Annotated in this window: 15 protein-coding genes; 7 read left to right on the forward strand and 8 right to left on the reverse strand. The window is 71.1% G+C overall.

The genetic code is table 11. The features are described from left to right. Positions 1-2 precede the first annotated feature (2 nt). Positions 3-1,604, forward strand: coding sequence for a TRAFAC clade GTPase domain-containing protein (locus F4559_RS36125; RefSeq protein ID WP_184673461.1), 1,602 nt, complete (start codon positions 3-5; stop codon positions 1,602-1,604). Further along, positions 1,604-1,741 (forward strand): hypothetical protein, encoded by a 138-nt coding sequence (locus tag F4559_RS27310; protein ID WP_184673463.1) that lies wholly within the window; start codon positions 1,604-1,606, stop codon positions 1,739-1,741. Before F4559_RS36125 ends, F4559_RS27310 begins: the two co-directional genes overlap by 1 nt. On the opposite strand, the gene F4559_RS27315 is transcribed toward F4559_RS27310, so the two are convergent. Next, a complete protein-coding gene (locus tag F4559_RS27315; protein WP_184673465.1) occupies positions 1,719-2,204 on the reverse strand; it encodes a nucleotide exchange factor GrpE in 486 nt (161 codons plus the stop codon). The genes F4559_RS27310 and F4559_RS27315 overlap by 23 nt on opposite strands. A 103-nt stretch (positions 2,205-2,307) precedes the next feature. Here F4559_RS27315 and F4559_RS27320 point away from each other — a divergent pair, with 103 nt between their 5' ends. The 4 genes from F4559_RS27320 (at position 2,308) to F4559_RS27335 (ending at position 7,776) form a co-directional block, all read left to right on the forward strand. Then, complete coding sequence (locus tag F4559_RS27320) at positions 2,308-3,714, forward strand: TIR domain-containing protein (protein ID WP_184673468.1); 1,407 nt, start codon at positions 2,308-2,310, stop codon at positions 3,712-3,714. 64 nt (positions 3,715-3,778) lie between these two features. Then, positions 3,779-4,273 (forward strand): NUDIX domain-containing protein, encoded by a 495-nt coding sequence (locus tag F4559_RS27325; protein WP_184673470.1) that lies wholly within the window; start codon positions 3,779-3,781, stop codon positions 4,271-4,273. Positions 4,274-4,888: 615 nt separating this feature from the next. Continuing rightward, positions 4,889-5,533 carry a helix-turn-helix domain-containing protein gene (locus F4559_RS27330; protein WP_184673472.1) on the forward strand — a complete coding sequence of 215 codons (645 nt, stop codon included), beginning with the start codon at positions 4,889-4,891 and terminating at the stop codon, positions 5,531-5,533. Between the two features lie 89 nt (positions 5,534-5,622). Beyond that, on the forward strand, positions 5,623-7,776 hold the full coding sequence (locus F4559_RS27335) for an ATP-binding protein (protein ID WP_184673474.1): 2,154 nt from the start codon (positions 5,623-5,625) through the stop codon (positions 7,774-7,776). Here F4559_RS27335 and F4559_RS27340 read toward each other — a convergent pair. Together F4559_RS27340 and F4559_RS27345 are read right to left on the reverse strand one after the other, a co-directional pair. Next, the gene (locus F4559_RS27340; protein ID WP_184673476.1) at positions 7,711-8,058 is read right to left on the reverse strand and encodes a hypothetical protein; all 348 of its coding nucleotides are present in this window, start codon (positions 8,056-8,058) and stop codon (positions 7,711-7,713) included. The genes F4559_RS27335 and F4559_RS27340 overlap by 66 nt on opposite strands. Then, a complete protein-coding gene (locus tag F4559_RS27345) occupies positions 8,055-9,254 on the reverse strand; it encodes a hypothetical protein (protein WP_184673478.1) in 1,200 nt (399 codons plus the stop codon). Before F4559_RS27345 ends, F4559_RS27340 begins: the two co-directional genes overlap by 4 nt. Positions 9,255-9,457: 203 nt before the next feature. Here F4559_RS27345 and F4559_RS27350 point away from each other — a divergent pair, with 203 nt between their 5' ends. Then, positions 9,458-12,370 carry an AfsR/SARP family transcriptional regulator gene (locus F4559_RS27350; protein ID WP_184673480.1) on the forward strand — a complete coding sequence of 971 codons (2,913 nt, stop codon included), beginning with the start codon at positions 9,458-9,460 and terminating at the stop codon, positions 12,368-12,370. Between the two features lie 270 nt (positions 12,371-12,640). On the opposite strand, the gene F4559_RS27355 is transcribed toward F4559_RS27350, so the two are convergent. The 5 genes from F4559_RS27355 to F4559_RS27375 all read right to left on the reverse strand — a co-directional run bounded on the left by F4559_RS27355 (position 12,641) and on the right by F4559_RS27375 (position 20,812). After that, entirely contained in the window at positions 12,641-13,546 is a 906-nt protein-coding gene (locus tag F4559_RS27355; RefSeq protein ID WP_184673482.1) for a hypothetical protein, read from the reverse strand. 86 nt (positions 13,547-13,632) lie between these two features. Further along, on the reverse strand, positions 13,633-13,923 hold the full coding sequence (locus F4559_RS27360) for a vWA domain-containing protein (RefSeq protein WP_184673484.1): 291 nt from the start codon (positions 13,921-13,923) through the stop codon (positions 13,633-13,635). A gap of 36 nt (positions 13,924-13,959) precedes the next feature. Continuing rightward, entirely contained in the window at positions 13,960-18,021 is a 4,062-nt protein-coding gene (locus tag F4559_RS27365) for a TIGR02680 family protein (RefSeq protein WP_184673486.1), read from the reverse strand. Then, complete coding sequence (locus tag F4559_RS27370) at positions 18,018-19,250, reverse strand: TIGR02678 family protein (RefSeq protein ID WP_184673488.1); 1,233 nt, start codon at positions 19,248-19,250, stop codon at positions 18,018-18,020. The genes F4559_RS27365 and F4559_RS27370 overlap by 4 nt, the downstream gene beginning before the upstream one ends. Then, complete coding sequence (locus F4559_RS27375; RefSeq protein ID WP_221448466.1) at positions 19,247-20,812, reverse strand: TIGR02677 family protein; 1,566 nt, start codon at positions 20,810-20,812, stop codon at positions 19,247-19,249. Before F4559_RS27375 ends, F4559_RS27370 begins: the two co-directional genes overlap by 4 nt. Positions 20,813-20,839: the final 27 nt, after the last annotated feature.

Consider the following 20,839-nt stretch of genomic DNA (forward strand, 5'->3'; position numbering starts at 1 on the left):
TCGTGCACCCCATCGTCTTCCTGTTCTTACTGGCGCTGCTGTGCTTCGTGGGCCCCTACGCGCTCAGCGCCATCCTCCTGGCGGGCGGCGCGACCGCCGTCGTCATCGGCGTGGTCGAGTACGGCACGGCCGTGTTCGCCGGGTTCACCCCGTACGGGGCGATCAAGCACCTGAAGATCACGCCGCCGGAGGAGAGCGACTCCGGCCCGGACCCCGCGTACCGCAGCTACTACGCCGGCCCCGTGCTGCTGGACTACCAGCAGGTGCTCGGCCACACGTTCACGCGGGTGTGGGCACGCGTCGTGGCGGGCAAACCCGACGAGTACGGCAACGTGTCCCGGTCCCAGGTCGACCGCGTGTGGCGGTGGTCCAAGACCACCGCGACGCCGAAGATGCTGGCGTGGCCCGCCGCCGCCGCCGCGACCGTCGGGCTCGTGCTCGGCGTGTGCACGGCGATCGCGTTCGTCACCGTCACGTCGCTGATCTTCCTGGCGTTCCTGATCGTCCTCGTCGTCGGCGCGCTGATCACGGCCGGCGTGTCGCGCGTGCTGGAACTGGGCCTGCTGTTCCTGCGCGGCATCACCATCGAGTGCCCGACGTGCCACGACAAGGTGACCCGGCCGATCTACCGCTGCCCGGAGTGCGGCGCGGCGCACCGCAAACTGGTGCCGGGCCGGACCGGGGTGCTGCACCGGACGTGCCGCTGCCAGGAACGGCTGCCCACGCTGCTGGCGTTGGGCAAGGCGAACCTGCGCGCCCAGTGCGCCCAAGGCCACCCGTTGCCGCTCAAGGGACTCCAGGCACCGACCGCGCACATCCCGGTGATCGCCGGACCGCAGGCGGGCAAGTCGGTGTTCATGCACAGCGCGGTGTCCCGGCTGATGCAGCGCGGCGGCGGGTTCGAGTTCGCCGACGAGCGGGCCAAGGACGAGTTCGAGACCAACGTGCAGCTCAAGGTGCACCTGGACCCCTCGTCGGCGCGCAAGACCGTGATCGCCCGGCCGCGCGCGTACAACGTGTACGTCGGCGCGCAGGGCAGCCGGTCGCGCCGGTTGCTGTACCTGTACGACGCGGCGGGCGAGCTGCTGGTCAACGTGGACGGGCTCGCCGACTCGCAGTTCCTCGCCCACACCAAGGGGGTCGTGTTCATCGTCGACCCGTTCTCCATGCGCCAGGTGCGCTCGGGCACGGACCGGTCGACGCTGGGCCGGGTCAAGGCGTCCAACGAGGCGCCGGGCGAGGTGCTGGGCCGGTTCGTCGAGGCGTTGCGGGAACGCGGGGTGCGCAAACGCGGCAACCGCATCGACCTGCCGGTGGCCGTGGTGCTGACCAAGACCGACGGCCTGCGCGGGCCGACCGACGCGGGCCACCCGTACCGCGCCATGGGCAGCCGGTCGCGCGAGGCACGGGACACGGCCGTGCGCACGTGGTTGGAGGAGGTCGGGCAGGGCGACCTGACGTCCTCCCTGGACAACAACTTCACGACGGTGTCGTACTTCGCGGTGAGCTACGAGGACGCGGTCACGGTCGCCGAGCACGAGTCGGTCGTGAACGACGACCCGGCCGTGCCGCTGCTGTGGCTGCTCGACCGGAAGGCGGTGTGATGACCGACGAGATCCCCAGGTCGATCGCGACCGGGCGGCGGGTGGCGCTGGTGCTGCTCGTCGTCGCCATGGTCGTCACGGTCCTGCTGGCGGTGGTGCTGATCGCCGCCGACGTCACGAAGCCGGTGGAGGTGTGAACTTGCGGACGAGGACCTCGGCGAACCGGACGACGCGGGCGTCCACCCGGTACCCGGGCTTGCGCACGGCCGCGACCAGGCCGTCGAGCGCGGCGTCGTCGGTCGGCGTGGTGCCCACGGCACGCTGCTCGTGCCGGTCGAACGCGGTGCCCTCGGCGGCGGTGAACTCCTCGACGCCTTGGCGGTCGAGCAGCAGCGTCACGTCCTCCACGACCTCCTCGCACAGGCGGGCCTGCGCCGGGTCCTTGTCGGCGAGCGCCGTGCCGCGGGCCCGCCAGTCGTCGGCGAGCTTGACCAGCTCGCGCAGGGCCGGTTGCAGGACGCGTTGCGCCTCGGCGTTGCGCAGGCGTTCGTTCTCCGCGTGCAGCCGGTCCATGACGCCGTTGAGGAACCGGTTCTGCTCGTGCAGTCCGGCGAGTTCGTCCTTGATTTCGCCGAGTGCCTTCCCGATGATGTCGTCCACAAATCGAGAATAGGCCGGCACCCGGATCGGTACAAGAATTTTCTCCAGGGAGTCGACATTCGGTCGACCCCGATTCCGGCATTCATTGCGAGGGGAGCGGGAAATGCCCGGCGCATTCGTGAACTACCGCAGCGGACCGCACGCCGAGGCGGTCGCCGCGATCGCGGAGTCGTTGCGCCGGCATTTCGGCGCCGACCGGGTGTTCGTGGACCACCAGATGCGCAAGGGCAGCCGGTACCCCGACGAGCTGCGTGCCGCGCTGCGGGACGCGGAGGTCGTGGTCGCGGTCGTGCACCAGGACTGGGTCGCCCGGTTCGGCAACGAGGTCGACTGGGTCCTGTGGGAGCTGAGAGAGGCCCTGGACCTGGGCATACCCGTCGTCCCGGTGCTGCTGGGCGACACGCCGCCGCCGACCAGCGCGGAACTCCCGGCGGAGATCGGGGAGTTCGCCCACCGCCAGGCGAGCCGGTTGCGCGCCGTGTCGCTCACCGAGGACATGGCGTCGTTGCTGCACGAACTGGAAAAGCACATCACCCAGCCGATCGCCGTGCGGGAACGACCGGAACCGAAACGGGTGGCGTTCTGGCCGCGCGTCCTGGGGTGGACGGTGGGAACGGCCGCCTATCCGGCGCTCATCGCCGTGTTGCTGGGCGCGGAGGCGATCAATTTCGCCACGGCCGCGTTGTCCTCGACCTTCATCCTGGCGGTCTCCCTGCTGGCGCACGTGGCCCAACTGCTGACCGTCCGCCAGAACACGAGACTGGAACGCCGACTCGGCGTGCTGCCGGTGCGCGCCTATGTGCGCAAGATCTGGTTCTACCCGCTCGTGGCGATGGTGGTCCTCCTGGCGATGATGGCCGACAACCTCCCGCTCACCGGCGTGTGGTGGTTCGCCGTCGTGGGCCTGATCGCCCTGGGCCTGTGGTTCTACGGGCAGCGCCTGTTCGACGCCCGCGACGAGAAGGAGAAGGAGTGGCCGCCGACCCCGTCGCTGGAGCCGTACCTGTACCGGCGCGCGGCGGCGCACCTGCACGAGCGGCTGACCACGTGGCCGGAGTGGCGGTGGCCGCGGTCGCGCCTGCACCAGGGCGAGGCCGTGGCGGTCTACCTCGACCTCACCGAGACGAAACTGGCCCTGGAGTCCCGGACGAGGATCCGGCTGGGCGCGTGGCTGCGCCAGGAGCGGTGCGGCTTCTCCCGCGCCCACCTGGGGTGGGGGGCGGGCATCGTGGCGATGTACGTCGTGGCCGCACTGGTCCTGCGGCCGGAGCAGCTCGTCCGTGACGACGGGACCCTGCCGACGCGGGCGCAACTCGTGGTGCTGACCCTGTTCTTCGGCGTGGCGGCACTGGTCGCCGCGGCCCTCACCTTCGTGACGCTCCTCGTCGAGGTCCGGATCGGCCGCAAGAGCGACCGGCTGCTCGTGGCGGAACTGGAGGAGTGGCAGTCCCTCCTCGGCCCCTTGGTCTTCGTGCGCCCGGAGGACACCCGCGCGTTCAGGTCGACATGACAATTGGCTCAACCCCAAGGCGAACCACTTGATGTCAGAGTGACACTAACTTAGCCTGACAGTCATGACCGCCCTGACCGCAGACGTCGTGCTGTTCACCAGACGACGCGGAGTCCTGTCCGTGCTCACGATCACCCGGGGCAAGCCGCCGTACGAGGGCGCCCTGGCCCTGCCCGGCGGCTTCGTGGAACAGGACGAGCGCCCCTTGGAGGCCGCGGTCCGGGAACTGGCCGAGGAGACCGGCCTGCACCTGCCGAAGTCCCGCCTGCGCCGCGTCGGCAGCTACGACACCCCCGGCCGCGACCCCCGGGGTGCGGTGGCAAGCACCGCGTTCCACGCCTACGTCATCGGCGCACCCGACGTCCGCGGCGGAAGCGACGCCGCCACCGCCACCTGGACCCCGTTGGCGACCCTGCTGTCCCCCACGACCCCCACGGCCTTCGACCACCGCCGGATCGTGCGGGACGCCGTTCACCGTCGGTTCGGCCGAGCGAAGGCGCTCCCGTGCCGCGCGATCCGAGGCCACCGACCCGCGCAGGGCGGCCTCCGCCCCCGCTGAGCGACACGGCCACGGACCTTCCCACACCGGACGAAGGCGCCTGAAATTTTAGCCCGTTCGGGCACAATATCGATCGAATAGGAGGATTTCTCATCCGCCATTCGGTTGACAGCACCCCGCAAGAAGTACACCCGAAGGCCGTAGAACACCATTCCGAACACCAGTCATGATCAACGAGCGGATCGGCTCGAATGCGCCGATCAATGTCATGACGACGCATCGCCGCCACGGCGGCGATGCGGCACGAATCCGCATTGTGCGTTCTCATTTCGCGACGTTGGGTGACCACGACGCCGAGTACCGCACGGCCGCGTGTCGTTCATCCGGGGTTTCGTGTTGCCACGCCGTATGGGCTACGGTCGCCGCCGCGCGACGACCACTCTCAACGGTGCGCACGACTCGGACGAGGGATCTCATCCACATGCATCAGGTAGTAGGCCAATATGGCGCAGCACGCTGTCTCGCCACGTTCCCGATCGCTTCGAATCGATCGCGATCTGTAGCGCCATGAGGCGCTCGCGCGATACCTCGCGGGGGCGACACCACGGATCGCGGAAAACCCAGGCGGCGCCACCCGTGTCACGGTATCGGCCGAACGGGGGAACGGTTCCGATCATGTCGAACGACGGGGACCTGGCACCACCGAATCCGACCGCCGAGAACTCGGTCGACACCTTGTTCGCCTACCGGACGACCTTCGGTCGACATCTGGCCGGATTGCGCGAAGGACGCGGTTACTCCGAGGACGACGCGGCGAAACTGATCGGCATCGCCCCGGAAACCCTGCGACAGTACGAGAAGGCCGAACGCCGGCCGTCCATGCTCCGCCTGCTCCGACTGGCCCGGATCTACGACACGCCACCGCTCGTGATACTCGAAGACGTGGCACGCGCGGTCCGGCCGCCGCCCGACCCGACCCGGGCCTACACGGTCGAGGCGCTCCTCTTCTTCACCGGCGTCACCCCGGAACAGGTGGCCCCCGACCGGTTCCCGAGCACCGGGAGATCCGACCCGCCCGAAGGCACGCCGTCGCCGGGCCCGGCGGACGAGCCGCTCGGCGAGGCCGTCAAGTACCTGCGCAACGACGACCCGCTCCGGGTCAGGGGCGGCCTGCTCCTGCGGAAGGAGTACGAGGACGGCGCGACCATCCGCGAACTGGGCCTGCGGCACAAACTCTCGTTCGGCACCATCCGGACGCTGCTCGTCGAGGCCGGCACGCGGTTCCGCGCCCGCGGCAACCCCCGCCCCGGTGGCACTTGACGTGCGACACAATCCGGTGAGCACGCCGCCGGCGGCCCGCGCGGACCGTACGGTCGGACCACAGGAACGCGTCGACTCGGGGGTGGGACGTGACCGGTGCTGACGCACGCGAACCGGCCGGGCGGCCGACGAAGGTGCGCAACGACCTCTCGGGCGGTGTCGTCGGTGCCAGCGTCCAGAGCGGTTCGATCGAGGGCGGCGTCCACGTCCACCTCGACCGGGACGGCGTGGTCCCGGTGCCCCGCCAGCTGCCCGCCCCGCCGGCCTGGTTCACCGGACGCGACCGCGAACTCGACCGGTTGGAGGAGGTCCGGCGCCGGCGTGACCCGGACCGGCCGACGGTGGTGGTGCTGACCGGGCCCGGCGGGGTCGGCAAGACCGCCCTGTCGTTGCGCTGGGCCAACTCCCTGGCACCGCACTACGCCGACGGGCAGTTGTTCGTCGACCTCAACGGGTTCAGCGACGACACACCCACCGACCCCGGCGAGGCGGCCAGCTCGTTCCTCCGCGCCTTGGGCGTGCCGGCGACGGCGGTCCCGGCGCACTTGGCCGAGCAGACCGCCCTCTACCGGACGGTGACGGCTGACCGGTCGCTGATCGTGGTGCTGGACAACGCCTTGTCCGCCGCACAGGTCAAGGTGCTCGTGCCATCGTCGCCCGCCGGCCTGGTGGTGGTCACCAGTCGCAGCAAGCTCACCGGGCTGCTCGGCGAGGGTGCGCACATCGTCGAGGTGGGCCCGCTGGCGCCCTCGTCCGCGTTCACGCTGCTCGCCCGCAGCGTCGGCGAGGACCGGGTCACCCGGGAACGCGACCGCGCCGAGGAACTGGTCTCCCTGTGCGGAGGTCTGCCGATCGCGGTCCGGGTCGCGGCGGCCCGGCTCCTGGTGCGGTCGCGCTGGTCGGTCGGCCGGGTGCACGACGAACTCGTCGACGAGCAGTCCCGGCTGAACCGGCTGTCCCCCGACGGCGAACTGTCCGTGCGGGCCACCTTCGACCTGTCCTACCGCATGCTCGAACCCCGTGCCGCCACGCTGTACCGCCGGTTGAGCCTGCACCCGCACGGCGACTTCGGACCGGAGGTCGCCTCGTCCGTGCTCGACGACGGGCAGGACACCGAACCGCTGCTGGACGCGCTGCTGGACGCGAGCCTGATCGAGGAACGCGCCGAGAACCGCTATGTCCTGCACGACCTGCTGCGCCTACACGCCCGACACCGGCTGGACGAGGACGAGCCGCCCGGCGAACCCGGACGGGTGCTGCGCCGGATCGCCGAGTGGTACCTCGCGACCGCGATGCGGGCCGACAAGCTGCTCACCCCGCACCGCCGCCGGCTGCCCTACGGATTCGCCACGCCGGCCCCGTCGGTCCGTTCCTTCGCCGACCGGGCGGAGGCGCTGGAGTGGTTGGAGGACGAGCGGGTCAACCTGATGGCGGCCGGACGCATCGCCCTGGAGCACGACCTCGCCGAGCTCTCCTGGCACCTGTCGGACGTGCTGTGGCCGTTGTTCCTCCTGCGCAAGCACCACCGGGACCGGCTCGAAGCCGACCGGCGCGGTGTCGTCGCGGCACGCCGGTGGGGCAACACGTTCGCCGAGGCGGACATGCTCAGGAGGCTGGGACGCGCCTTGACGACGGCTCGCGACCACCACGAGGCCGAACGCTGTCTGGACAGGGCGATCGACTTGTGGCGCGGACTGGACGACGACCACGGCGTGAGCACCACTCGCGAACTCCTCGGCCTGCTCTACCGTGACACCGGACGGCTCGACGAGGCGCACGACCAGTTCACGGCGGTCGTCGAGGCGAGCGAGGCGCTCGACGCGCCCCGCCCCGTCGGCTTGGCGCTGATCAACCTCGCCCTGGTCCTGATCGACCTGGGCCGCGCGGCCGACGCCCTACCGCACCTGGACCGCGCGGCACGGCTGTTCGCCACGCTCGACCCGCCGGACCCGTACAACGCCGCGCGGGTGACGGTCACGTCGGCGGCGGCACAACTCGGCGCGGGCGATCCCGTCACCGCGTCGGACACGGCCCGGAAAGCCTCGGCGCAAATGGACGCCCTCGGTTCGGTGCCGGGTCTCGCCGAGGCACACCGCGTCCTCGGCGAAGCGGTTCTGCGGACCGGGGGTCCCGCGGCGGCGCACGACCACCTCGCCGCCGCGGAACGGCTGTTCCGGTCAATCGGTTCGGTCGCGGCCGACGCCGTCCGCGAGCGGTTGGACGCGCTCGGCCCGACCGGCTGACGCCCGGCCGGCGGCCCAGGCGGCGTAGTACTCCGACAGCAGTCCCGGCCGTTCGTCGGCGACGCGCACGCTCCGGTCGGCGGCGACCAGCGCGACCCGGCGGCGCGGGAGGTCGACGGCGACCAGCGACAGCCCCGGCAGCCGGGCGAACGCCGCCGCGGCCCAGGCGACACCGGACTCCACCGTGTCCGCCGTCGTGCGCAGCACGTCGGCGAGCAGGACGGGCCGTGCCCGGACATCGATGTCGTCGTCGACGACGACCACCACGGGTTCGAGACTCAAGACCGGTACCACCTCGGTGGGACGGGAACGGGGGCCGGCGCGCGATGGGCGCCGGGCTCGGCGAGGCCGAGTATCCCGTACAGCGACCGGCGCAGGGTGACGGTGGCCAGACCCGGACGCGACGTCAGCGCGGCCCGGATCTCCGCCCCGAAACCGGGATCCGCCGCCGCGTCCCGCAACTGGTCGACCACCGGCACGTCGGACCGCAGCCGTCGCGCGACCGCGCCCAACCTCGCCTGCGGGCTGTTCTCGACGATGCTCAGCCGGGCGGGCGGTTCCACCCTCAGCACGGTCCGGCCGAGCGCGGCGGCGTAGGCCGTGGTCGAGCCGTGGTCGCCGATCACGTGGTCGGCCGCCACGATCGCGGCCCGCCAGTCGACGTCGGGAGCCAGCAACAGCAGTCCGGCCTCGACGCAGTCGGACAGCCACGCCCTGACCTGTCGTGGGCCGTGCCCGAACCAGACGGCCGGGTGCACCAGCGTCGCGACCCGGAACCGGGACGGCGGCAGCTCGTCGAGCAACCTCGGGATGAGGTCGAAGTGCATCCCGAACAGCGAACCGCTCCCCCAGGTGGATGCGAGCACGACGAGTTCGCGGTCGTCCACGCCCAACGCGGCGCGGTACGCGTCCCGGAAAGGCTCGCTCGCGACCAACCGGTCGTAGGAGAGGTCCCCGACGACCTCGGCGACGTCGACCGCCTCCGGGCACTGGTCGCGCAGCACGTCGAGTTGGTCGTCGTGCGAGAGCGCGACCAGCCGGGCGACGGGTTCGCCGTCACGCACCAGTCGCTGCCGGTCCAGCCCGTACACCTGCGTCCCGCCCGTCGCGGTCGGGAAGCCCTTGGCGTACCCGGCGCCGTGCGGCATCAGCACCAGCGGCGCGTGCACCCGGTGGACCGAACCGTAGGCCGCGGCCAGTGCGAGCCGGAACGGTTCCCGGATCGCCTGCTCCCACGGCAGCACGACGCCGCCGGCTGCCCGGAACAGTTCTTCGACACCGCCGCCGAAGACGTCCGGCGCCCGCGTGAACGCGATTTGTATCCGCCGATCCGACTCGATCAGCGCCAGTGCGTCGAACAAATGTTCACAGCTCGCCGCGGTGTGCCCCACCACCAACACGTCGTGCAGGCCGCGTCTTGTCACCCAGCGCTGCGCGTCGCGGCCGACGGGCACCTCTCCCCACTCCGAAGTTCCCACTCTCCCCCGCCTCTTTCCATATCAAGAGGAAACCGACTTCGAAAGCAAGCATCCGGGTGGTGCCGTCAACCGGCCTGCAATCCGGCTGCAGAAACACGCCTGAACGACGGCAGCGGGCGTTACCCTGGCGGCACGGGAAGAAACGAAACGGGCCGAGTGCGCGTACGCGTGGGGCACCCGGTACCACCGAGGGGGTGGCGCTGGTGGAGTTCACGATCCTGGGACTGACATCGTTGCGGATCGGCGTGATCCGTCACCATCTAGGGGCTCGGAAGCAAAGGGCGCTGCTGGCCCTGCTGCTGCTGCACGCCAAGCGCTCCGTACCGGTGGAGACCATGATCGGAATTCTGTGGCCCGATCATGACCCGGACCGGCACCGGGGCAATCTCCAGTCGTTGGTGAGCCGGATTCGAAGAGTGCTCGGCAATGCGGGCGTCGACTTCGCCCTGTCGAATGAGGGCGACGCCTACCGACTCGACCTCGACCTGCGACTGGTCGACTACCACCGCTTCCTGAAAATGGCGGATTCCGGTCGGGCGGAAGCAGCCGCCGGCAATCACCCGGAAGCGAAGCGGGTGCTGACCGAGGCGATCGGGCTGTGGCGCGGACGCCCGCTGGCGGACCTGCCCGGGGAATGGGCCGCAAAACGGCGGGACTTCATGGAGGAGAACGACCTGCTCCATGCGTACCACGCATTGTTCCAAACCGGGATCCACCTGCGCGAGTACGCGGAGGTGCTGCGGGAGCTGCGACCACTGCTGGATCGGCACCCTTACGACGACGCGCTCGCCGGGCTCTGGATGACCGCGCTCGACGGCCTGGGCGACCGCCACGCGGCGATCGCGTTCTACTCGCAGTTCCGCCGGCGATTAACCGGCGAGTTCGGCACGGACCCGTCCACCGAACTCGACCGGCTCCACCAACGGCTGCTGACCAAGTACACCGTCGACCCGGGACCGACGTCGCGGCCCGCACCCGACACGCGCACCTACCGCTTTCCCCGTGAGGTCTCCGCGTTCGCGGGCCGGTCGGCGCAACTCGACCGGCTCGACTCGTTCCTCGCGGCATCGCACGCGCCGCAGGGCATGCCGCTGGTCACGCTGCACGGCATGCCCGGCGTCGGCAAGACCGAATTGGCCGTCCACTGGGCACATCGGCGGCGGGCCGACTTCCCGGACGGCATGGTGCTGTTGGACATGGGCGGTCACGGCGGCGGCGAGCCGGTGACCCCGGACAACGCGATCTCGTTGCTGCTGGGCCGCCTGGGCATCCCGCCGCACCGGATACCCGCCGAACCCGACCGCCGGGCGGCCGTGCTCGGCCGGGTGCTCGCCGACCGTCGGACCCTGCTCGTGCTGGACAACGTGCGCGACGCCGGCCAGGTCCGTCCGCTGCTGGATTCGACCTCGGCCGCGTTCATGTTGCTGACCAGCCGGGACCGGCTGCGTTCCCTGGCGATAAGGGACGGTGCGCACACCGTCGCGGTCCCCGAGCTGACCACCGACGAGAGCCTCGACCTGCTCCGCTCGACCATCAAGGACGAACGGTCGCCGCGCGACGACGCGGGCCTGCTGGAACTGGCACGCCTGTGCGGCGGCCTGCCGCTGGCGCTGAAGATCACCGGCAGGCACGTCGCGGACCGTCCCCGCGAGACACCGGGACAGCTCGCCGACCAACTCAAGGCCCATCGCGATCTCCTGTTCCGGCACGAGGACGACGAGTCGATCAGCCTGCGCTCCGTGTTCTCCTGGTCCTACCAGGCGCTGTCGACCGACACCGCGCGCGTGTTCCGCACGCTCGGTCTCCTGCCCGGAACGCGACTGGGCAGCGAGGCCGTCGCCGCGCTCACCGGGCTGACGTCGACGGTCGCCACCAAACACCTCGACGCGCTGGCACACGTGAACCTCCTCGACCACGACGTCGTCGACCGCTACCGGATGCACGACCTGCTGCACGACTACGCCGCGACGTGCGCCGCGGAGACCGACCCGGACGAGGAGCGGAACGTCGCCGTCGAGCGCCTGTTGACCTGGTACGCCGTCACCTGCTCGGCGGTCAGCCGGCAGTTGTCGCCGCAGAGCCCACCCGTACCGGAACTGCCGGACGTGGGGGTGTCCCCGTTGTCGTTCGCATCGGACCAGGCGGCGATGGAGTGGTGCGCGCAGGAACGGGCGAACCTGGTGGCCGCGACGAAGCTGGCTTCCGCCAACGGTTTCCACGACCAGGCGTGGCGCATCCCGGCGGGCGTGCAGGAGGTGTTCGAGCGCTCGGGCTACCACGACGACCTGCTCGCGAGCCACGAGTGGGCCCTGGAGTCGGCCCACGCCGTCGGTGACGTCGAAGCCCGCCTGGGCACGCTGAACAACCTGGGCGTCATGTACCTCAACGTCCAGCGCCTGGACGACGCGCTCCGACACCTGCGACAGGGTTTGGACCTCGCGCGGTCGTGGGGCCACGAGGAAGGCGAGGCGGTCTGTCTGCACAACGTGGGTCGAGCCCACTTCGGACGTGGAGAGATCGACGTCGCACTTGAGTACTACCGACAGGCCCTGGCGATCAACAAGCGACTCGGCGGCGGCGAGGGCGAGGCGTTCGGCCACCACGGGATCGGCTTGGCTCACCTCAGCCTGGGCAACCTGGCCGAGGCCAAAGCGAACTTCGCCGAGGCGCTGCGCCTGCGCGTGGAGATCAACCACGTGCGCGGCCAGGGCACGACCCTGACCGCGCTGGCCGAACTCCACCACGACAACGGCGAACTGGACGAGGCCCTCGACTACTGCCGCCGCGCGTTGGACGCACATCGGGAGTCCGGCGACCGCAAGGAGACTTGCCACGCGCTGGCTGTCCTCGCCAGGATCGAGTTCGACCTCGGTGACTTCCGCGGCGCGTACGAGCGGGCAAGCCACGCGGCCGAGCTGGCCCATGAGCTCAACGACGTGCACACGCAAGCGCGGTCACTACACCTGTTGGGACACATAGACATCGCTTCGGGTCGGACACGACACGCGGTGATACGCTGGCAGCAGGCCCTCTCCCTCTACACTTCGATCGACGCTCCCGAGCGCCTTGCCGTACAGGAGCACCTGGAAGCCCTCCACTACGACGGTTTGGCCTGAACCCCCATCAGCGGGTTTCTCGCGTCGGTCCGCTCCGCACCGACGCGAAAGTCCGACCCGGTGCCCCGGCCGAGGGGCGCAATGATCGAATCATCTACGATGCCATCTATGATCAACGTTTTGTTGTCGTTCGCGCAGTCCGCTTTCGACCTCTGCTGGATGCGCTATTTTTGATCGCCGCCGTGGCCACGAACGCCCAGCCGATACCGAGGACTCCGGACCGGAACAGGCTTTGGTCGGCGTCGTCGACCAAAGCCCGCAGCCGACGACTCAGGCACACCGCTCGCCCGGCACCTGCCACCGCACGCCGTAGGCCAGGCCCGGCTTGAGCAGGCGGAATCGCATGCGGAACTCGCCCGCACCATCCACCGGATGCCGGTCGCCACTGCGATCCCGATCCGTGCCACGCACCGTCCACACGTGGGACGGTGCGTGCGGACCGAAGCGCCCCCGCAGTTCCAGCAGATCGCAGGGCTGCCGCGGCACGTACACCAGTCCCGGCTGCCCGACGCCCAACGCCTTCGGCCGGAAGCGGATCGAGAAGTCGTGGCACTCGCCGGCCGCGAGCGGCGCGGGCATGGCCAGGACCGGGCCTGCGCGGTCGACCAGGGTGCCGCCGTACAGCACGTGCATGTCGGGAGCCGACCGGACGGCCGGGAACGGTGACACGAGCGCCAGTTCGCGCAGGCCGTCCCGCTCGGCGACGATCCGGTGCCGCTCGATCACCTCGGGGCGAGACCGGTCCAGCACGAGCACGGCGTGCAGCTCGGTGGTGCGCCACCCGTCCGACCCGACGACCGGACGCTCCGGCGGCTCGGTGGCCAGCTCGGCGAGGTGGTTGATCGCCTCGTCGACCCGGCGTCGGATCGTGCGCGGATCACGGTCCATCCGGACCGCCGTCCAGTGCACCCGGTCCTGGTAGAGGGGAAACCGCGCCTCCTGGTCGATCGCGAACGCCGCGAGCGTGGCCGCGCGCAGGTCGGCAGGCAGCATCCCGGCCAACTCGACGAGCCGGTCCGACACCTTCCGGCGGATGACGCGCGGCTCGTCGTCGTCGGTCACGCCGCACGTCGCCCGCAGGGTCGGGCCCACCCGCTCCCCGATCCGACCGGCCAGTACGCCGCGCCCCTTGCGGAGCGACTTCAGCTCCCGGACCAGGTCCGTGTACGCGTTCATCAACCCACCCTCGCCGTTCTCCACGATCTCGCGCGGTGCAGCGTGCGATCGGCCCGTGGACCGGAAGTGGACGCATCGTGGATGTCCTAGACGTGGTCGGCCCGCAACGCCGACGACGCCACCGACACCGACAACGCGGTCCGAAGGAGGATGCCGTCCTGCCCGACGAAGGCGCGGGACGTGCCGATCCGGTCGAGGGTGTCGAGGTCGACGGCGCCCAGGCCGAAGGCGAACACGGCGGGGTGCGGCGGCCAGCCGGGGTCCACCAGGGCCGCGAACGCCTCCGCCCAGGTCGCCGAGTCGGTCGGGCGGCAGTCGGAGACGAGGAAGACGACCGGCCGCCGGACCCGGTGGCGTGCCTTCAGCCTCGGTGCCACCGCACGATCCGGCTCTGATCCGCGCAGACACTGCGCTCAGTCGTCCTCGCCCACCTCTTCATCGACCACCTCGGCGCCGTTCCACACGAACCGGGCGGTGGTGACGGCGTCGTCGTCGCCACCGCTGATCAGCTGGTGGATCGCGATGCCGTCCAACTCGCGGTAGGTGCACCACTCGTGGTCGGAGGTGAGGACCAGGTCGAGGTCCAGCGCCGACAGCAGTTCGAACACCTGGCCGCGGTTGACGGTGTCGACACCGACGAAGACCTCGTCCAGCAGGATGACCCGAGGCGCTCCGGTGACGGCCTGGTAGTGGGCGGCCACGGCGGCGAACAACGGCAGGTGCAGCGCGATCGCCTTCTCCCCACCCGACAGCGCGCCGTGGAGCTTCTTGGTCAGGGGCTGCCAGCCCGTCCCGTTCATGCGGTCGACCTTCACCACGAACCTGTGCCAGGCCGTGTAGTCGAACACCTGCCCCAACTGCTGTTCCCAGTTGGTGGCCGTCTCGTCGCCCTTGGCCTGCCCGACCCGGTCGCGGAAGAACCGGTGCAGCGACTCGCGGTCCTCCTCGGTCAACCGCACGGGGTCCTTGAGCAGGAGGTCACGAGCCGCTTTCGTGCCCGGTGGAAGCTCGGGCGAGACCTCCCACACCAGCCGAACCGCCACCTTGGAAGCGGTGCGCACGCGCTCCAAGCGGGCGTTCATGCCGTCGACCAGGTCGTGCGCCTGCCGTATCCGGGCGGCGAGGTGGCGGCGGGTGTCCCCGGTGAGGGTCCGGTCGAACAGCTCGCGCTCCTGCGCGGTGATGTCCTGCCTGCTGCGTTCCGCGTCGGACCGCAGCAGGTCCGACAGGGCCGAAGCGCCGATCCTCACCCCGTCCACCATCGCGGAGAAGATCTGGACGTCCTCGTCGGAGTCGAGTTCGAGGTCGGCCCGACCACCCAAAATCTCGCGGGAGGCGTGCACCTCCTCCGCCAACCGGTGTGCGGCATCGCCAAGGTTCTTCGGCGAGTGCGCCAACGCCGGCCACGCGGCCGCGACCGACCGCGCGGCGTCGAGCGCTGCCCGGACACCACTCGACGCCGTCAGCACCCGTCCGAACGCGGACAGGTCGTCCAGACCGCTGTCGGCGGGCAGGCTGCCGTCCGCCAGGTGTCGGAACCGCACCGCGGCCTGGTCGCGTACCTCGGTGGCGCGGTCGCGGTCACGCGCGTCGGTGGCCCGCCGGTTGGTGAGTTCTCCCAGGCGCTGCGCCAGGGTGCCGATCTCCTTCTGATTGGCACTCGCCTCCCGCCTCGTCGAGTCCAGCCGCTCGCGCAGCACGGCGAGTTCGTCCAACACCTGTCGGTAGTCGAAGCCGATGGCGCCTTCCACGGCGTCCAGCTCGCTGTCGAGTCCTCGGCCCACGGCTTCGGCGTCGTCGGCCTCGTCCTCGCGCTGTTCGGCGACGTGCCGGGACCGCTGAGCCTGCTCGGCGGTCCGGTCCGCTTCCCGGCGTGCCGCGAGCAGAGCGGTGTGCTCGTCGATCCAGGCATCGGACGCGGTCCGGAAGGCGGCCACGGCGGCCACGACCGCGGTGAGCGCTTCCCGTTCGGCGGGCAGGCCGTGTTCGGCTGCCGTCGTGGTCAGCGCACGCAGGGCGCGGTCCACGCGCTGCTCGCTCTTCGCGAGGCCATCCAGTGATCGCCGAACCACACCGTCGGCGCTGTAGACCAGCGAATCCGCTCTGGTCAGGGCTTCCAGTGCCGCGTTCGCACCGGTGTGGTCGGGCCGAGCGTGCCGGTCGGCCTCGACGTCGGACCTGCGTTCGGCCAGGGACCGCAAGGCGGCCGTATGCGTCCCGATCAGTCCTTCCTGGACGGCGATCCGCTCACGAAGTCCGGTCAACCGGCGCTGCCGGGCCCGTTGTCTGGCGAGCGCGCCGATGTGCGAAGTCTCGTCCTTGCGCCAAGTGCCACGCAGATTGCCGATGCGCCAACCGCCGTCGGCTCCGATGGCGACCGGGTGGACTTCGGGCAGGTCCTCCCCGTAGGCCACCCCGCCGAGCAGTCGGGCGACGACGTCCGCGGCGACAGGCGGGTCGACCTCGGGCACGAGGACGTCGGCGAGGGAGCGACCCGGCGCGGGCGGCACGGCGCCGGGCTCGGCGAACGTGTCGTGCCCGACGACCGCGCCGTCGTGGCCGACCCAGGCGTCCAGGAGCCCGGACGCCTGGAGCGCGGCCTCCACCGACGCGCGGACGTCGTCGGGCACCGCGTCGGTGAACCGGACCAGGCGCCACAGCGGTGCGCCGGTCATGGCCTGCCGGTCGGCGGTTCGCGTGTGCGGCGGCTGGGGAGGCAGGTCCTCCTCGGTCAGCAGCAGCCGGACCTCGTCGCGCAGCGCATCCCGATCGCGCTCGGCTGCCGCCAACGCCGTCCCGACCAGGGTCTCTTCCCGGGTGATGGTGTTCAGCACCCGGCTCGCAGCGGAATCGATCTTGGTCAGCATCGCGGTCTCCGACGCCGCGAGGTCGGCCAGTGCCTCGGGGTCGGCGAAGGTCAGCTCACGACAGCCCGCCGCCCACACCAGGACGGCGGCGCGGAGTTCCGCGAGCGCGGACTCGCGCCGGACGGCGGACTCGGCCCGCCGTTCGGTGGCCTCAGCCAGGGCTTCCCGTGCCTCGTCGAGCGCACGTTCCGCGTCCTGCCTGCTGTTGACCGCGACCTCGTGCTCGTTGAGAGCGGCGCGCACGGCCTCGACCTGCTCGGCACGTGCCTGGACCGCGGCGCGCAGGAGAGCCCGCGCGCGTGAAGGTTCGGCGAGGACGCGGGCGATCTCGGCGTGCACCGAGGCGAGACCGACGCGGGCGGCGGCGGTCGAGGCACCATCGGCCAGCGCTCCCGCGGCCGCGGCCCGTGCCTGCGCGTGCCGGGCAGCGGTGTCGGCCGCTTCCGCGTCGGTCCGCGCGACCTGGCGGTGACGGGCCGCGTCGGTACGCCTCTTCCCGGCGGTCGCACGAGCCTCGCGAACGCGGGTCCGCAACCGGTCGAGCTGTTCGCCCTTCCGGTACGCCTCGCTGCCGGTCAGGCCCTGGATTCGCCCGTCGGTCTCGACGATGCGGTGCTCCAGCAGCTCGCCGCGTTCTTCGGCCTCTTCTTTGTGCCGCACGGCGCGGCGGTGCTCGTCTTCCGAGAGTTTCGCGGCGTCCGCCAGGTTGCCCAGCTCCGTGGTGGCAGAGATCAGCTTCGCCGCCGCGGCACGCAGCACACGCTGCGCATACGCGCGTTGCCTGGTCTTGAGGTGCTGCGCGACCTCCACTTCCGCGTCGAGGCGTTTGAGCTGCTCGCGCTGCCGGTCCAAGCGCTCGAAGCCCTCCGCGAGGTCGCTGATCTCCGCCTCGCCCAGCGGCGGCAGCGCCTTGGACAACAACGCGGACAGCAGCCCGGGGTCGAGCCGCTGCGAGAGTTTCGGCGTGCGGAGCTGGAGCAGGGCCGTGATGAGCGCGTCGTAGCGCTGCTCGCTCAAGCCGGGGAACAGGGTCGAGCGCACGGCCGCCCGATAATCGGCCGCGTTCTGGTGGAGCGCGCCCAGGTCGCCGAGCGCCGCTTCCAAAGCCTTGCTGGTGAGGGGAGCGTTGTTCGGGTCGGTGAGGTCGAGGCCACCCGGTACGCCGATGCGCTGCCCTGTGGTGAAGTAATCCGGGTGCACCGCGGTGGTGTGCCTGGTCGCGGCGAGCCGCGCGCCGCATGAGAACCACCTGTCCGGCGAGCCGTCAACGCCGGGGAAGCGGAACTCCAGCCACACGTACCCGACCCTCGTGGTGCCGGTCGCCCCTTCTCCCATCAGGTTCCAGTGCATGGTCCGCTCGGAGGTGCCGAACGTGGAGAGCCGGTTGGCGCGCAGGTTGGCGTCGAACAGGAACGGCAGGAGCAGCTCCAACGCCTTCGACTTGCCGGTGCCGTTGGGGCCACGCAGCAACAACCGTCCTTTGTGGAACCTGAAGACCTCGTCGTAGTAGCGCCACACGTTCAGGATCCCGGCGCGTTCGGGCACCCACCTGGCCACCGCCTCCGGCGTGGCACCGCTCTCCGCGCGTGGCAGCCCGGTCACCGTCACGACTCGTCCTCGACGTCGTCGGTGCTCGTCCGGCTCACCGCGTAGCGGGTGGCGACGGGCCGGGCACGCACCACACCGCTGTCGAGCCGGACGAGGCCGAACGCCTTGAGCACGTCCACCGCGTCGGCGACCAGCCGAGTGGCACCGTCCTCGCCGCGGTAGCCCTTGGCCCACTTCGGGAAGCGGCCCAGCAGTGCGTCGGCCTCGGTGCGCAACTGCTCGACGGCGACCGGTCCGGGCGCGGACGTGATCACGTCGAGCAGCAGCAGGGCGGCGATCTTGGCGTTGCCGGAGTCGTCGGGGAACCGATTGTCCGTGGCCACGCCGTCCGGGTCGATCAACATGACGCCTTCGGCCCGTTCCTCCACCAGCAACCCGGCCTGGTCGGCGGCCCGGCGCAGGAGCTGCCCGCCGGTCGGTGACGACAGGTAGGCCAGTTCCGCGGGCGTCAGGTCGTCGCGGTGCACGACCGGGTCGTCGACCAGCTTGCGGAACACCGAGTGCCGCAGCCACAGGTTGCGCTGGACCTCGGAGGCCGGTTCGTCGGTGTCGCCGTACCGCCGCTCGCGGGACAACCGCGTCAGCAGCTCGGTGAAACGCAACGGCACCTCGTCGGCCGGGACCGCTACCTGCGACGCACCGACCGGGCTCACCAGCAGGCGCATGAGCAGCGTCGCGTCCACCCGGTAGAGGACTTTCGCGTCGGCGGAGTCCACGAACGACTCCGTGGCGCCGTCCACGACGTCGACCGCGCCGACCGACTCCAGCAGCCGCAGCGCGTCGACGAAAGCCATCCGCTCGGCGCGGCTGGACGTGTCGAACGGCGGCAGCACCGGGTCCACGGCCGACGCCTGGACGACGCGGTCCGCCAACAACCCGACCGTGGTCACCGGCACCCCCAGCAACTCGGCGGCCACTACGCACAGCAGGGTGTACCGGCGGCGGTCGAACGGCGCCCGCCCCGTGCGGTGCCGTCGTGCCGGGCGAGTCGGGTCGTCGGCGACCCGGACCTTGGCCAACCGCGCGTACCCCAGGCGGGGCTCGACGACCAGCGACCACCCGCAGTAGTAGTCGAACCACTTCTCGACGGGTTCGCGCCGCCTGCGCACGAGGTCGAAGGCCTCCGGTGCGGTCCTCGCCCCGATCAGCGGCGTCGCCAGCAGCAAGCGGATGGCCCGCGCCACCTCCTCGCGCTCCGCGATGACCAGTTGGTTCGCCAGGTTGCTCATCCGGTCGTCGCCGCCCCTTCGGCAGGTCCCCGGGGTCGTCGTGCCGCCCGGCCACCCGGCGTGCGGATCTCGATGTCGTAGTCCGGGCCGGTGAACACACCGCGCGGAGTCCTGAGCACCGCCTGCTCGTGCTGCGCCCCCGGCGGCCTCAACAGGATCTCCACCCGCCCGTCGCCCGTGGTGGCCCGGTGGACGCCGTGCCGGTCCGGCGTCGCGGCCAGGGCCCGTCCGAGCAGGTCGAGCAGCCGTTCGAGCACCTCGTGGTCCAACCTCCCGAACCGCGACAACCTCGTGCCACCGGCGGTGTCCAACCGGTCCCACGCGGCCTTCAGCGCGGCCCGCTCCGCACGAGCCGACTCGGCGCGCGCCGCTTTGACCGCGGCCACGTCGCGCACCCGCCCGGTGCGGGTGAACCGCTCGGTCCGCCCCGCGCTGCGCAGCAACGCCGACACCTGCACCGGTGGCGCGTCGACCCACCGGGCCGACGACACCACGAGTTCCGGGTCGGGGTGCGCGAGGTGCGCGTGCCGGGCCGAGCCGAGCCCGAAGGCGGTCGACCACAGCAGGTGCAGGTCCTCCTCGGTCGGTGCGACCGCGAACCAGCGCGCCAGCTCGCGGAAGTCCGCCGCCGCACTGGTCGACCTGCGCCTGGACTCGGTGATCCGGTCGAGCACCTGCAACAACGCGATGATCGCGCGCCTGGCGACCACGAACAGCTGCTGGACCCGGGGCGTGCCGCCGTCGACCGGCAGGAACCACGCGCGCAGCCCCTCCCACCTGGCCCGGCGCAGTTCCAGCCACGCCACCGCCGGATCACCACCCGACGTGGGCGGGAGTTCGGCGCCCACCAGCGCGCGGTGGCGCAAGAGGACCACTCCCCGGTCCTCGACCAGCCCGACCCGGTTGGCGATCGCGTGCGCCCGCTGCTCCAGGTTCGTGGTGAACTCCTGGAGGTACGCCACGGTCGCCGACTTGACCTCGCGGAACGTCTCCTGGTCGGGCCCCTCCGCCCGCAACAGGCGCTGCAACTCGCCGTTGAACTGCTTCGTGTTGCCCCGCAACGCCTCCAGGTGTCCCTCCAGCTCGACCAGCGTGCTGAAGATCCGGCGATCCGGCACACCGGGATCGCCCAGTTGCGCGACCAGCTCACCGAGCCGGTCCGCGATCGCGTCGAGCACCGCCGTCTGGAGCGCGCCCGTCGAGGCCAGTACGCCCATCGCGTGCACCACGCCGGCCAGGGCGGCTTCGCCGCGTTTGGTCAAGGAGTACTGAAGGTTGCGCCGCTCGTACTCGTCGGCGGTCCGGTAGTCCTCGGCGTGGTTCTGGGTGATGTCGAGCAGCCGCCAGTCGCGCAGGCTCCCCAGTGCCGCGGTCAGGTCCTTGTCGTCCAGCGGGTCGAGCCGGCCCAGCGAGCGGAGCCTGCCCCGCACGTCGTCCAGCCCCAGAGCGGTCTCCAACCGCTCGTTGGCCTCACCGAACGCGTGCAGGATCGCCACGTACAACTCGGCTCGCTCGCCCGTGGTGAACCGGAACATCTCCGGCGGCACGCGCATGGCCTCCAACAGCACCCTCCTCCCACCGGTCGAGCA

The organism is Saccharothrix violaceirubra (assembly GCF_014203755.1).
In the GTDB taxonomy this organism is placed as follows: Bacteria; Actinomycetota; Actinomycetes; order Mycobacteriales; family Pseudonocardiaceae; genus Actinosynnema; species Actinosynnema violaceirubrum.

Coding starts and splice junctions, on each gene's coding strand:
- F4559_RS27330 (WP_184673472.1), top strand. CDS start 4,889: ATGTCGAACGACGGGGACCTGGCACCACCGAATCCGACCGCCGAGAAC.
- F4559_RS27325 (WP_184673470.1), top strand. CDS start 3,779: ATGACCGCCCTGACCGCAGACGTCGTGCTGTTCACCAGACGACGCGGA.
- F4559_RS27355 (WP_184673482.1), bottom strand. CDS start 13,546: ATGAACGCGTACACGGACCTGGTCCGGGAGCTGAAGTCGCTCCGCAAG.
- F4559_RS27320 (WP_184673468.1), top strand. CDS start 2,308: ATGCCCGGCGCATTCGTGAACTACCGCAGCGGACCGCACGCCGAGGCG.
- F4559_RS27310 (WP_184673463.1), top strand. CDS start 1,604: ATGACCGACGAGATCCCCAGGTCGATCGCGACCGGGCGGCGGGTGGCG.
- F4559_RS27370 (WP_184673488.1), bottom strand. CDS start 19,250: ATGAGCAACCTGGCGAACCAACTGGTCATCGCGGAGCGCGAGGAGGTG.